The organism is Streptomyces sp. NPDC043738 (assembly GCF_056436545.1).
On record NZ_JBWKCJ010000002.1, the window covers coordinates 203855 to 216938 of the forward strand.

At 71.0% G+C, this 13084-nt stretch carries 12 protein-coding genes and 1 pseudogene; 8 read left to right on the forward strand and 5 right to left on the reverse strand.

What is annotated here, in order from left to right:
• Positions 1–1477, forward strand: a 1477-nt coding sequence (locus AC0680_RS04045) for a molybdopterin molybdotransferase MoeA (RefSeq protein WP_478624696.1), incomplete at its 5' end; no start/stop codon positions are given.
• Between the two features lie 304 nt (positions 1478–1781).
• Positions 1782–2189: a VOC family protein gene (locus AC0680_RS04050; protein ID WP_478624697.1), complete on the forward strand. Its 408-nt coding sequence runs from the start codon at positions 1782–1784 to the stop codon at positions 2187–2189.
• 52 nt (positions 2190–2241) lie between these two features.
• On the opposite strand, the gene AC0680_RS04055 is transcribed toward AC0680_RS04050, so the two are convergent.
• Positions 2242–2652: a VOC family protein gene (locus AC0680_RS04055; protein ID WP_478624698.1), complete on the reverse strand. Its 411-nt coding sequence runs from the start codon at positions 2650–2652 to the stop codon at positions 2242–2244.
• 214 nt (positions 2653–2866) lie between these two features.
• Between AC0680_RS04055 and AC0680_RS04060 the strand changes: the two genes are divergently transcribed.
• Positions 2867–3913 carry a helix-turn-helix transcriptional regulator gene (locus tag AC0680_RS04060; protein ID WP_478624700.1) on the forward strand — a complete coding sequence of 349 codons (1047 nt, stop codon included), beginning with the start codon at positions 2867–2869 and terminating at the stop codon, positions 3911–3913.
• Positions 3914–3953: 40 nt separating this feature from the next.
• Here AC0680_RS04060 and AC0680_RS04065 read toward each other — a convergent pair whose 3' ends face one another.
• The 3 genes from AC0680_RS04065 to AC0680_RS04075 form a co-directional block, all read right to left on the reverse strand.
• On the reverse strand, positions 3954–4277 hold the full coding sequence (locus AC0680_RS04065; protein ID WP_478624702.1) for a TfoX/Sxy family protein: 324 nt from the start codon (positions 4275–4277) through the stop codon (positions 3954–3956).
• A 112-nt stretch (positions 4278–4389) separates the two neighbouring features.
• Entirely contained in the window at positions 4390–5508 is a 1119-nt protein-coding gene (locus AC0680_RS04070; protein ID WP_478624704.1) for a potassium channel family protein, read from the reverse strand.
• A 93-nt stretch (positions 5509–5601) separates the two neighbouring features.
• Positions 5602–5796 carry a hypothetical protein gene (locus AC0680_RS04075; protein ID WP_478625109.1) on the reverse strand — a complete coding sequence of 65 codons (195 nt, stop codon included), beginning with the start codon at positions 5794–5796 and terminating at the stop codon, positions 5602–5604.
• 21 nt (positions 5797–5817) lie between these two features.
• Here AC0680_RS04075 and AC0680_RS04080 point away from each other — a divergent pair.
• The 4 genes and pseudogenes from AC0680_RS04080 to AC0680_RS04095 all read left to right on the forward strand — a co-directional run.
• Positions 5818–6558 (forward strand): annotated as a pseudogene (locus AC0680_RS04080) (potassium channel family protein); the annotation flags it as partial.
• 92 nt (positions 6559–6650) lie between these two features.
• Complete coding sequence (locus AC0680_RS04085; protein WP_384484635.1) at positions 6651–7628, forward strand: NAD(P)H-quinone oxidoreductase; 978 nt, start codon at positions 6651–6653, stop codon at positions 7626–7628.
• A 138-nt stretch (positions 7629–7766) separates the two neighbouring features.
• Positions 7767–8666 (forward strand): hypothetical protein, encoded by a 900-nt coding sequence (locus AC0680_RS04090; RefSeq protein ID WP_478624705.1) that lies wholly within the window; start codon positions 7767–7769, stop codon positions 8664–8666.
• Between the two features lie 171 nt (positions 8667–8837).
• Positions 8838–9389 (forward strand): bacterial proteasome activator family protein, encoded by a 552-nt coding sequence (locus tag AC0680_RS04095; protein WP_478624707.1) that lies wholly within the window; start codon positions 8838–8840, stop codon positions 9387–9389.
• Between the two features lie 81 nt (positions 9390–9470).
• On the opposite strand, the gene AC0680_RS04100 is transcribed toward AC0680_RS04095, so the two are convergent.
• Complete coding sequence (locus AC0680_RS04100; RefSeq protein WP_478624709.1) at positions 9471–11135, reverse strand: protein kinase domain-containing protein; 1665 nt, start codon at positions 11133–11135, stop codon at positions 9471–9473.
• 320 nt (positions 11136–11455) lie between these two features.
• Between AC0680_RS04100 and AC0680_RS04105 the strand changes: the two genes are divergently transcribed.
• Positions 11456–13072 carry a protein kinase domain-containing protein gene (locus AC0680_RS04105; protein ID WP_478624711.1) on the forward strand — a complete coding sequence of 539 codons (1617 nt, stop codon included), beginning with the start codon at positions 11456–11458 and terminating at the stop codon, positions 13070–13072.
• The last annotated feature ends 12 nt before the right edge of the window (positions 13073–13084 follow it).

Consider the following 13084-nt stretch of genomic DNA (forward strand, 5'->3'; position numbering starts at 1 on the left):
AAAGGACGTCCACGAAGAGGGGGAACCGAAAGCACGGGCAACCGGCGGATGCGCGGGCACCCCGCCCGACGACGCCCGCGCATCCGCCGCCAAGGGCCGCGGCACCGGCGCAGACCACCACTGCGGCCCGGCCGGCCCCGAGGAGTCGTCACCCCGGCGTACTCCGGGCGACCTGCCCTGGGACACCGCCCGCCGGATCGCGGCGCACGCCGTGTCCGGCCCGCCCCCGCCCACCACGACGGCGCTCGGCGCCGCGCTGGGCCGTACGCTCGCCGCGCCGCTGGCCGCGCTCACCGACCTGCCGTCGTTCGACACCTCGGCGATGGACGGCTGGGCGGTCTCCGGCCCCGGGCCCTGGCGTGTCGACCACCCCGCCGACGAGGCCACAACCGGCCCGCATCACGGAATCCTCGCAGGTCACGCCCCCACCGAGGCGCTTCCCGACGGCCATGCGATCCCGATCGCGACCGGCGCGCGCATCCCGGCCGGAGCCACCGCGGTGTTGCGCAGCGAGCACGGCGAGGTCCGCCGGCTGGGCGACGGCGGGCTGCGGCTGTACGCGCCCCGGCCCGCGCCGCCCGGCCAGGACATCCGCCCCCGAGGCCAGGAGTGCCGCCGCGGCGACCAACTCCTGCCCGCCGGGGCCCTGGTCACTCCGGCCGTCCTCGGCCTGGCCGCGGCCGCCGGCTACGACGAGCTGACCGCCTACCCCCGGCCGCGGGCCGAAGTCCTCGTCCTGGGTGATGAGCTGCTGGAGAGCGGACTGCCCCGGGAGGGCCGGATCCGGGACGCGCTCGGCCCGATGCTCGCCCCCTGGCTGCGTGCGCTGGGCGTCGAGGCGGCCGCGCCGCGCCATCTCGCCGATGACGCCGACGCGCTGTACGCGGCCATCGCCGAGTCCACCGCCGATGTGGTGATCACCACCGGCGGTACCGCGTCCGGCCCGGTCGACCATCTGCACCCCGCGCTGCGCGGCCTGGGCGCCGAGCTGCTGGTGGACGGCGTGGCGGTGCGCCCCGGCCACCCCATGCTGCTCGCCCGGCTCGCCCCGGGGCGGCACCTCGTCGGCCTGCCCGGCAACCCCCTCGCCGCCGTCTCCGGCCTGTGCACGCTCGCCGAGCCGCTGCTGCGGACGCTCTCCGGCCGCCGCCCGGCGGCCACGTACCGCACGCCGGTGAGCGCCGCCGTCCAGGGGCATCCGCGGGACACCCGCCTCGTTCCGGTCGTCTACCGGGACGACGCACACCGGGGCCTGCTGGTGGAGCCGCTGCGTTTCCACGGCCCCGCCATGCTGCGCGGGATCGCCGCCGCCGAGGCGCTGGCCGTCGTCCCACCCGGTGGCGCGGAGCCCGGCACCGAACTCGAACTACTGGAACTTCCCTGGTCGGCGGGCTGGTCGACGGACTGGTCGGCCGACTCGACAACGGACCGGACCGGCCCCGGGGCCCCGCACGAACCCACTGGAGGCGCCGCGTGAAGGTCGGCACCACACTGGAGTGCTGACCGAGCGGACCCGCGAGCAGTGGCGAGGGAAACGCTGGAGCCGAGGCTTCGTGGAGGTACCCCAGCTCCGTGCTGGTAAGGGGTGGGACCGGTCTCGAGGCGGCCCGGCTCCGGCTGCATGACGGTTCGAGCACGTGTCACTGCGCGGAAGACAGCACCCCGCCGAAATCATCCGATCGGCCCTGGTCAGGTTGCCGGGCACCGGTCACTAGACCGACATGGAACACAGCACCCTGACCGGCAATCGGCGGGCCCGATCCATGCGGAGGAGACAGAGCATGCCGTTCGTCCCGTGTCTGAGCGTCAAGGACACCGCTGCCAGTATCGAGTTCTACAAGAGGCTCGGCTTCGTTGTGGATTCCAGCACTTCCCGCCCCGGCGACGACCTCCACATGCTTCTGTACAAGGGCGAGTTCACCGCGATGCTCTACGCCAACGCGGACCTGAAGAACTGGCTTCCTGTCCTGGCCGACACCCCCATCGGCTTCGCCGGCATGTTCTACCTCGGCGTCGACGACTTCGACGCCGTCCACGCCCACATCGCCCAGCACGCCGAGATCGTCAAGGACCCAGTCACCGACCACAACGGCCAACGCGAGTTCTACTTCCGTGACCCCGACGGCTACACCATCGGGATCAACGACAACGTGGCCCTCCGCGCGAGCGACCTGGGCAAATACGCCTAGCAGACCTTCCGGCAGCGGGACGATCGGGGGTCTCGCCCGCTGCCGCGTCGCGCTAGTTGTGCGGCTGCAGGAGTTCGTGGCAGGTCCCGGAGTCGTCGCGGAAGGTCGCGGAGACACCCCACGGCTTCGGCTGCGGCTCCTGGAGGAAGGCCACCCCCCGCGCCGACAGCTCCTTGACGGCCGCCTGGCAGTCCTCGACGGTGAACGTGCAGCCGACGAGCGCACCCTTGGCGAGCAGCGACCTGAGCTGCTCGGCGGACTCCGCATCCTGCGCCGGCGCTCCCGGAACCATCAGGCTGAGCTGCAGCTCCGGCTGGTTCTCGGGGCCGACGGCGACCCAGCGCACGCCCTCGCCGAACGGCACATCCACGCGCGCCTCCAGGCCGAGCTTCTCGGTGAAGAAGGTCTTGGCCGAGTCCTGGTCCAGCACCCAGACCACGGCCGTGTTCACTCCAGTGATCATGTTCTCTCCCGTTGTGCGGGGCACGTCGGATTTCACGCTCGGTGAGGACGTGCGTTCTTCGTCGGCGAGGTGCCGCGGGCTGGGACAGCCGCCGTCCTCTCACAGTGGAGTGGCTGCTGCCGCCCGCCGAGGCGGCCCCTCGACGCTTGGACGTTTTCGACGGTAGAGCCCCTTTAGGACAGCACACGTCACTAACCCCTGGCAGCCTGGAAACATGACCCAGGACCTGCCCGGCCGCATGCTGCGCCTGCTCTCCCTGCTCCAGACGCGCCGCACCTGGACCGGCGACGAACTCGCCGGACGGCTGGGGGTCACTCTGCGCACCATCCGCCGCGACATCGACCGGCTGCGCGCGCTCGGCTATCCCGTCGAGGGCACCACCGGTCAGGCCGGCGGCTACCGCCTCACCTCCGGCGCCGACCTGCCCCCGCTTTTGTTGGACGACGAAGAGGCGGTCGCCATCGCCGTCGCCCTGCGCACCGCCACCAGCGGCGTCGCCGGCATCGAGGAGACCGCCGCGCGCGCCCTGGCCAAGCTGGAACAAGTCCTGCCCGTCCGGCTGCGCCACCAGGTCACCGCGTTCCAGAGCACTGCCGCCCCGCTCCCGTTGCCCTGGAGCACCGGCCCCACCGCCGATCCCTCCACCCTCGCCACCCTGGCCGCTGCCTGCCGCGACCACGAGATCGTCACCTTCACCTACCGCACCAGCAGCGGCGACACCGGGCAGCGCCGTGTGGAGCCGTACGCGCTGGTCGCTGCCGACCCCGTCTGGTACCTCGTCGCCTACGACACCGAACACGAGCAATGGCGACTGTTCCGCGTGGACCGTCTCACCGACCCGGCCCCCACCGGCCACCGCATCACGCCCCGCGAGCTGCCCGCCCCGGACGCCGCCGCGTACGTCGCCGAGCGTCTGGCCGCCGCCCCCGCCCGCTACACCTTCCACGCCACCGTCCCGGCCGACGCCGCCACCGTGCGCGCCCGTACCTGGTCCCTGCCCGGCCGCGTGCACCCGATCGACGACCACACCAGCACCCTCGACCTGGCCGCCGACGACCCCCGCCACATCGCCGAGCAGCTCCTAGGCATCGACCTCGGCTCCGACGACACGATCGACGGCACCCCCGAACTCGCCCCGTACCTGAAGCAGTGGGGCGACCGCCTGCTGCGCGCCGCCCGTGCCCTTACCCGGCAGGAGGACAGCAGCGGCGGTGAGGAGGAGGGGGACGGCGGGAGCGCTGACGGCGCTGGAGGCCGATGAGCACTGGTCCTCGGCGACGCAGGCGCTCGGGCGGGCCGGGCTACTTGGGCGGAAGCTCCGCGGTGACCTCCATCGCCCACTTCAGCCAGTCGTCCAGGACGTCATCGTCGAGGGTTTCCTCCGCCAGGACCACCCAGCCGTTCTGCTCCTTGCCACGGAACACCAGCTGCTTGGTGCCGGGGCGGGACAGGGCCTCATCCATCCCGTCGGGCCCGACGCGCACCATCAGCCCCTCTTCGTACAGGTTCGCCAGCGCGTTGCCGTTCAGGAGGAAGGTGAGCCCGCCGAACATCTTCTTCGCGGTCACCCCCTCCGGCTCCAGCCGCTCCTTGACCCGCTCCGCCAGCACCTCGTCAAAAGCCATGGCCCCACGCTAACCACTGGCCCGCGCCGCCCTGCCTGCCCTCAGGTTCAACTGGCCGACTGTTTAGGGCCGTAAGGCGTAGTGCTGCCCGCCCTCCTGCGATGTCAGGGATTCAGTCCGCGCGCTCCCCGGCCGGTGCCCGCTGAATGGTGATGAGCCGGTCCGTGAGCTGGAGCTTCGCGGCTTCCGGCTCGGTGTAGTCCAGCACCTTGCCCCCGCGTACGACGGCCACGACCAGGTCACTGCATTCACGGGGCGACTTCCCCGCCTCGGCCGCCGACACGGGACGTTCGGTGAGATCCAGGTCGCTGCCGTAGGTCATGAGGCGTTCCAGGACCGCGCCCGCGCTGGGGCTGGCCACCGCCACACCGAGCAGCCGGCCCGCGGAGCTGGAACTCGTGATGACGGCGTCGGCACCGCTCTGTTTCAGCAGGGGGATGTTCTCGTCCTCCCGGACCGCCACCACGATGGAGGCGCGCTTGTTGATCTGGCGCGCGGTGAGCGTCACCAGGGCGGCGGTCTCGTCCCGGTGGGTGGCGACGACCACTTTCGACGCCCGGTGCAGTTCGGCCCTGCGCAGGGTGTCCGAACGCGTCGCATCCCCAAGGATGCCCACGAGCCCGTCATTGCTCGCGGCGTCCAGCGTCTGCTTCTGAGGGTCGACCACGACGATCTTCTGCTTCGAGACGCCCTGGCCGATCAAGCTCTGGGCGGCGTGGCGGCCCTTCGTCCCGTACCCGACGACCACGACGTGATCCCGCATGCGGGACCGCCACCGATGAACCCGTACCTGTTGCCGGGTGCGCTCGGTGAGCACTTCCAGAGTGGTGCCGACCAAGATGATCAGGAACAGGACGCGCAGCGGCGTGATGACGAAGATGTTGGTCAGCCGCGCAGCATCGCTGACCGGGGTGATGTCCCCGTAACCCGTGGTCGAAAGGGTCACTGTCGCGTAGTACGCCGAGTCGAGCAGACCAACGGGCCCGCCGGCGTTGTCGTGATACCCGGCGCGATCGATCCACACGATGAACGTCGTGAACGCCAGCACCAGAAGGGCCATGACGAGCCGGCGCAGAACTTGTTGAAGTGGCGGCCTCACGCCTTGTACGGGCATGACGACGGACCGGCCGTCCTCGGCGTCCTCCCTGGTCTGGGCGCGTGAACGCGACCACAGCGAGCGGAGGATGGAGACCTTTCCGGGCCTGCGGGGCGGCCGCTGCTCTTCGCTCATGAGGTCGGCCCCTCTTGTGCCGCCAGCGCTGTAGACGTCCGTGCGTAAGGCATACGGCCATCCTCGGGGATCAGGCTTTTGTTTATGTCCCGGTCAGGGAGTGTCGCGGCCCTTGACATCCCGTCCGGTCATGGGGCGGAAGGCGGGCCTGGCCTCTGTGTTGTCGGTAGCGTCGTTCTCGGTAGTGGTGGGCACCTCGTCGGCCTCGAAGGACAGACGGACGAGGCCGGCCCAGTTCTGTCCCTTGAGAGCACCCCAACGGGCCCGCTGTACAAGCTCGTTGTCCATGGACTCAGGTTACGTTCGTCAAAAAGCTGGAGAAACGCCTTGCGCGACCACACCGTCATCGTCGGCTTCGGGACCAAGGGCCGCTCCGCCGTCCAGACCCTTCGTGCGACGGGGCTGAGCCGCGACCGCATCGTCATCGTCGACCCCAGCTCCAAGGTGATCGAGGCGGCGGTGGCCGAGGGCTTCGCCGGGGTGGTCGGCGACGCGACCCGCAGCGATGTGCTGATGCGGGCCGAGATCCAGCGCGCGCACCAGGTCGTCATCGCCACCCAGCGCGATGACACCGCCGTGCTGGTGTCCTTGACCGCGCGTCAGCTCAACAAGAAGGCCAATATCGTCGCGGCGGTGCGGGAGGAGGAGAACGCCCCGCTGCTGCGCCAGTCCGGCGCCGACGCCGTGATCACCTCGGCCAGCGCGGCCGGCCGGCTGCTGGGCCTGTCCGTCCACAGCCCCAGCGCGGGCACCGTCATGGAGGACCTGATCCAGCAGGGCAGCGGCCTCGACCTGGTCGAACGCCCCGTGGTGAAGGCCGAGGTCGGCAAGTCGGTACGGGAGACCGACGACCTCGTCGTGTCCGTACTGCGCGGCCACCGGCTCCTGGGCTACGACGATCCGGAGGCCAGCCCGCTGCAGAGCACGGACCGCCTGATCACCATCGTCCGCGCGGCGCCGACGGAGGAGCCGGACCTGCCCGGCAAGCAGACCATGAAGCCGACGCTCCCCGGCACCAGCGTCTCCCCGATGCGCCGGGCGGATGAATAACCGGACTCCGTGGGCGGGGGAGGCCGCCCCGGCCGTAGCCGGCGGCCCCCGCACCGTCGCTCCGCGCGCGGACGGCGAGTAGCCTCGCGCCCATGCGAGCGATCACTATCCCGGAGCCCGGTGGCCCCGAAGCACTTGTCTGGGCGGAAGTTCCCGATCCGCTGCCCGCCGAGGGCGAGGTCCTGATCGAGGTCGCGGCCAGCGCCGTGAACCGTGCCGATCTGCTGCAGCGTCAGGGCTTCTACGATCCGCCACCCGGCTCCTCCCCGTACCCCGGGCTGGAGTGCTCGGGGCGGATCGTCGCGATCGGCCCCGGCGTGCACGGCTGGGCCGTCGGCGACGAGGTGTGCGCGCTGCTGGCGGGCGGCGGCTACGCGGAGAAGGTCGCCGTCCCGGCCGGCCAGGTGCTGCCGCTGCCGACCGGCCTGGACCTGGTCACCGCCGCCGCGCTGCCCGAGGTGACCTGCACGGTCTGGTCGAACGTCTTCATGATCGCCCACCTGCGGCCCGGTGAGACGCTGCTGGTCCATGGCGGCGCCAGCGGCATCGGCACGATGGCGATCCAGCTCGCCAAGGCGGTCGGAGCGCGGGTCGCGGTCACCGCCGGCGGCCCCGAGAAGCTCGCCCGCTGCGCCGAGCTGGGCGCGGACATCCTCATCGACTACCGCGAGCAGGACTTCGTCCAGGAGATCCGCAAGGCCACCGACGGCAAGGGCGCGGACGTCATCCTCGACATCATCGGCGCGAAGTATTTGCAGCGGAACGTCAAGGCACTGGCCGTCAGCGGACGACTGGCGATCATCGGGCTGCAGGGCGGGGTGAAGGCGGAGCTGAATCTCGCCGCGCTGATGGCCAAGCGCGCCGCGATCACCGGCGCCGGATTGCGGGCCCGCCCGCTGAACGAGAAGGCGGCCATCGTCGCCGCCGTGCGTGAGCATGTCTGGCCGCTGATCGGCAACGGCCAGGTCCGCGCGATCGTCGACCGGACGCTTCCGATGGCGGAGGCCGCCGAGGCGCACCGCGTCGTGGACGCGAGCGTGCACGTGGGGAAGGTCGTGCTGACGGTCTGAGCCGTCGCCGCCCGCCGCCTGCGCCCGCCCCTCCCGCACGGCGGCGGCTCCCCCCCGCCGACAGTCTCGAGATGCCGTGAATCTGATCACATGTGACGCTGGGCAGGTCACCCGACGGCTCGGCACGGGAGGGGCACTGTGGTCGCTCCAGGTTTCCGATCGCGCATCGCCACCGGTCTGTTGGTCGCCGCCGTCGTCCTGCCCGTCCCGGCGGGGACCACTCCCGCGGCGGCCTCGGACCGGCAGGCCACACCGGCCGACCACCCCCCGAAGCTCGCTCACCCGGGCGATCTGCCCGACGACTACGTACCTGAGATCCTCGGCCCCGAGGATTTCGCACCCGAGGATTTCGGGCCCGGCGACCACTTGAGCGATCTCTCGTTGTCCCACGGGAGGAGCGGAGCGAGCCGTGGCCACGCCGGTCACCCGGGGGCCGCGATGCGCTTTCCCGAGCTGCCGGACGACTTCCCCCGTCTGCCGGACTTCCTGGCGGCGCTGCCGCACCTGCCGTCGCACCACCACTTCGGGTACGGACGGTGGCGTCACCACCTGCATCACCCGTTCGGGCCCGGTTTCGTGGTACCGGACCTGCCGCGCTTCGCGACCGTACGCGGCGACGAAGAGTCCCCGCGCTCCGGCGGCCACCGGTCCGCGCGACCGGCGGGCCCGCGGGGCAGCGACCGTGCCCACGCCCGCCCCGGCCGGCACGCCCCGTCGCCGAAGCGCCGTGCGCGTTCGGGGGCCGAACCCCGTGCCGGCTCCCCCTCGGCCCGGCCCTCGCCCCCGCGGCGCAAGACCCCGGAGCGGCCGAGCGAGCGCCGATACGAGGCGTTCTCGCCGCATCCCAAGCCGACCGCCCGGCAGAAGAACGGGACTCCCATGCCGGGAAGCACGGATGACGAGTCGGCCGCGACGGCGAATCCGTACGCGCTGGAGGCCCCGCAGGAACCGGTGGAGCGGGTTCTCCCGATGGGCGCCGGCCTTGCGCTGACCGGCCTGGGCCTGGCCTTTCTCGGCCTGCGACTGCGCCGGCGCTGATCTTGCTCCGTTTCACGTGAAACAGAGCGCCCCTTCGGAACGTTTCACGTGAAACGGCGGGAAAACCGTGGTTTCACGTGAAACAGCGGCTGTCGGAATCGTGGGGAGTGGTGGATCACCTTCTCCCGGGGGCACCACCGTTCATAAGCCTCCGTACGAGAGAATGGCGGCATGGATATGCCGATGAACGAACGGTCGCAGGAGAACCCACACGTCCTGGTTGTCGGCCCGGACGGCATGGCCCTCGGCGCTGCCGGCTCCGACGGCGAGGAGCCCCGCGAGGTCCCGGTGACGGACATGGTCGAACAGCCTGCGAAGGTCATGCGCATCGGCAGCATGATCAAGCAGCTGTTGGAGGAGGTGAAGGCCGCTCCTCTGGACGAGGCCAGCCGGGTCCGGCTCAAGGAGATCCACGCCAGCTCGGTCAAGGAGCTGGAGGACGGGCTGGCGCCCGAGCTCGTCGAGGAGCTGGAGCGGCTGTCGCTGCCGTTCACCGATGAGTCGGTGCCGACGGAGGCGGAGCTGCGGATCGCCCAGGCTCAGCTGGTGGGTTGGCTGGAGGGCCTCTTCCACGGCATTCAGACCGCACTGTTCGCCCAGCAGATGGCGGCCCGTGCCCAGCTGGAGCAGATGCGCCGTGCGCTGCCGCCCGGTGTAGCACCCCTGGAGGGCGATGACGGCAAGCCCGGTCACGGCGGCGCCCGCTCGGGCCCGTACCTCTGATCAACGGCCGAAGGGGCCGGCACGCAGTCCGCGTGCCGGCCCCTTCGGTTTGTCTGTCCGCGGGCCGTGAGCCCCGTGGCGTCAGCCGCTGCGACCGGTCGAGATGGTCAGCTCGATGGTGTCGTCCTTGCTGGGGTACCACCAGCTGATGGCGTCCGGCTTCTGCTGCGTGACGGTGTTCTTGCCCCAGATCGAGCTGTCCTCCTGCCCGACGATCTTCCACTTCCAGCCGGCGGCCTCGATGCACTTCTTCACCGAGTCCAGGTTCTTGAAGCGGAACGAGGGGATGAGGATCTTGTTCTTGTCCGAGTAGCTCTTGGTCGGGCTGGTGCACTGGGACGTCAGGATCGTCGCCGTCTTGTCCTCGGGCCGGACGCTCTCGCTGGGCGAGGGGGTGTAGGAGTACGGCGTGTAGGTCGACGTCGGGGAGTCACCGCCGTTGTCGTCACTGGAGCCGGCGCTCAGACCGATGCCGATCGCTATCGCGGTGACGACGATCACACCGACGATCGCCGAGACCACGATCACCGGGGTGTTGTTCTTCCGGTTGGCGGGGTTGCCGGCCGTCGGCATCGAGGCCGTCACGGGCGGCGGGGTGTAGGGCGGCGGGGCCTGGAAGCCGCCGGCGTTGAACGGCGCCGGGGCGGGGCCGGGCGCCGGGGTCGGGTAGGCGTTGTTCGGCGCCGGCGGGGGCGTCGACGGACCAAAGCCGGCCGCCTGCGTCGGCTGGTAGGGCTGCTGGACGCTCGGCGGCACCGGGGTCTGGGGATTGCCGGACGCCGTGGGGAACACCGCGGAGGACACCGACGAGCCGCTGGTGCGCGCCCGCGGGCCCTCGCCGATGATCAGCGGCGTCGCGCCGGACTGCCCCGAGCCGGCGATCCGCAGGCACTCGTCCCGCATCGCCTCGGCGGTGGGGAAGCGTTCGTTGGGGTTCTTCTTCAGTGCCCGGGCGACCAGCGCGTCCACGGCCGGCGGCAGCGAGCGGTTGATGCTCGACGGGACCGGCGGCTCTTCCTGGACATGGGCGTAGGCGATGGCCAGCGGGGAGTCCGCGTCGAACGGCAGCTGGCCGGTCAGCAGCTCGAAGAGCATGATGCCGACGGAGTAGAGGTCGGAGCGGGCGTCCACGCCGCGGCCCAGCGCCTGCTCGGGCGACAGGTACTGCGGGGTGCCGACGACCATGCCGGTCTGCGTCATGGACGTCACGCCGGACTGCATGGCGCGGGCGATGCCGAAGTCCATGACCTTGACGACGCCCCGCTTGTTCAGCATCACGTTGCCGGGCTTGATGTCGCGGTGGACCAGGCCCATCTCGTGGCTGACCTCGAGCGCCGCCAGCACATCGGCCGTGATCTTCAGGGCTTTTTCCGTCGGCATCGCGCCATGCTGGGCGATGTCGGAGTCCAGGTCGGAGCGCAGCGGCTGACCCGCGACGTACTCCATGACGATGTACGGCACCATGCCGCCGTCGAGCTCGTCCTCACCGGAGTCGAAGACCGAGACGATATTGGTGTGCGTGAGCTTCGCCACGGACTGTGCCTCGCGACGGAAGCGCTCGCGGAAGGCCTGCTCGCGACCGAGCTCGGTGTGCAGGGTCTTGATCGCGACGTCGCGGTCGAGCACCGTGTCATGTGCGAGGTGCACGGATGCCATTCCGCCGGCCCCGAGAAGATCACGAAGCTGGTAACGTCCTCCGCCGACCGAACGGCCCTCGAATTGGCCCTGAGCGCCGTCCTGGCTCATCGTTCCGCTTCCCCCTAGGCGCACGGCCCACTACCCGCACGTGTAGCGATCAAAATCTGGAATTCCGCAGCCAAGTCTGCCCCAGGGCCCGGACACGTCAAGCCGTGTGCCCGTTCCGTGACCAGATGTGCAAGATCCCGTCACGACGGTGAGACGTTTGCACCCTTGGTGACCTCGGGTGAACTTGCGATTTCAGGCATTCGGCAGGTTTGATGGCCGGTCCACGGCGGACCGTCGGGTGCCGCGGAGCCTGTAGCGTGCTCTAGCGAAGACCGATGACCTTACCGCTCTCATGCGGATCGATTCGACGGCGAGGACCGATGGCACCGACGCAGAGCCCCCAGGGCCCGTCCGATCCTGAGGCCACCGGCTCCAATATCCCCGACGCACCGGAGATGTGGGGCAACGGCGGGCTGGTCGGCGACGGCCGCTACCGGCTCACGCGACGGCTGGGTCGCGGTGGCATGGCAGAGGTGTTCGCGGCGGAGGACGTACGTCTCGGCCGTACCGTCGCCGTGAAGCTGCTGCGCGCCGACCTCGCAGAGGACCCGGTGTCCAAGGCCCGCTTCACGCGTGAGGCGCAGTCCGTGGCCGGACTGAACCACCACGCGGTGGTGGCGGTCTACGACTCCGGCGAGGACCTGGTCGGCGGCAACACCGTGCCGTACATCGTGATGGAGCTGGTCGAGGGCCGCACCATCCGCGATCTGCTGCTCAACGCCGACGCCCCGCCGCCGGACCAGGCGCTGATCATCGTCTCCGGGGTGCTGGAAGCGCTGGCCTACAGCCACCAGCACGGCATCGTGCACCGTGACATCAAGCCCGCCAACGTGATCATCACGAACAGCGGCGCCGTGAAGGTCATGGACTTCGGCATCGCCCGCGCCCTGCACGGCGCCCAGTCCACGATGACCCAGACCGGCATGGTCATGGGTACGCCCCAGTACCTCTCCCCGGAGCAGGCCCTCGGCAAGACCGTCGACACCCGCTCCGACCTCTACGCCACCGGCTGCCTGCTCTACGAACTCCTCACGCTGCGGCCGCCGTTCACCGGCGAGACCCCGCTCTCGGTGGTCTACCAGCACGTCCAGGACATGCCGGTACCGGCCTCCGAGGTGGCCGACGCGGTGCCGCCGGAGCTGGACGGTCTGGTCATGCGCTCGCTGGCCAAGGACCCCGACGACCGGTTCCAGACCGCCGAGGAGATGCGCGGCCTGGTCCAGTACTCCCTGCAGATGCTGCAGGAGCAGGGCGGGCACACCGGCACCTGGAACACCGGCCCGGTCGCGCTGCACGAGGGCGGTCTCGCCCCGTCCATGGGCAACGCCGCCACCACCGCGCTGCCGCACCCCGACGCCGGGCAGACCACGGCCCAGCCGATCCTGTCGTCCCGTATGCGCGAGGACGACGGCGGGTTCGAGGGCGGGCACCGGCCGGCCAAGGGCGGCCGCGGCAAGGTCTGGCTGATCGCGGCGCTCGCGGTGATCGCCATCGCGGTGGGCGTGGCCTTCGCGCTGCAGAACACCAAGGAGCCGGACTCCAAGCACAACACCCCCACCACGCAGTCGCCGTCGCCGTCGAAGGACGAGGAGACGACCGAGCCGCCGACGGACGAGCCGACCACCCCGCAGACCGAGCCCGGTGGCACCGGCGGCGACGGCGGTACGTACACCCAGCCGGAGACGGAGGAGCCGACCACGGCTCCGACGACCGAGGAGCCCACCACGGCGCCGCCGACGACCGACGAGCCCACGACCGAGCCGCCCACCGACACCACCGGCGGGACCACGGACGGCGGGACCACGGACGGTGGCACCACCGACGGCGGCACCGCGGACGGTGGCACCGCCGACGGCGGGACGACCGCCGGCACGGACGGCGGGAGCACCGCCGGCAGTGGCACGGACGGCGGCGCCACGCTCGGTACGACCGGCTGACCTGCCCCGTCG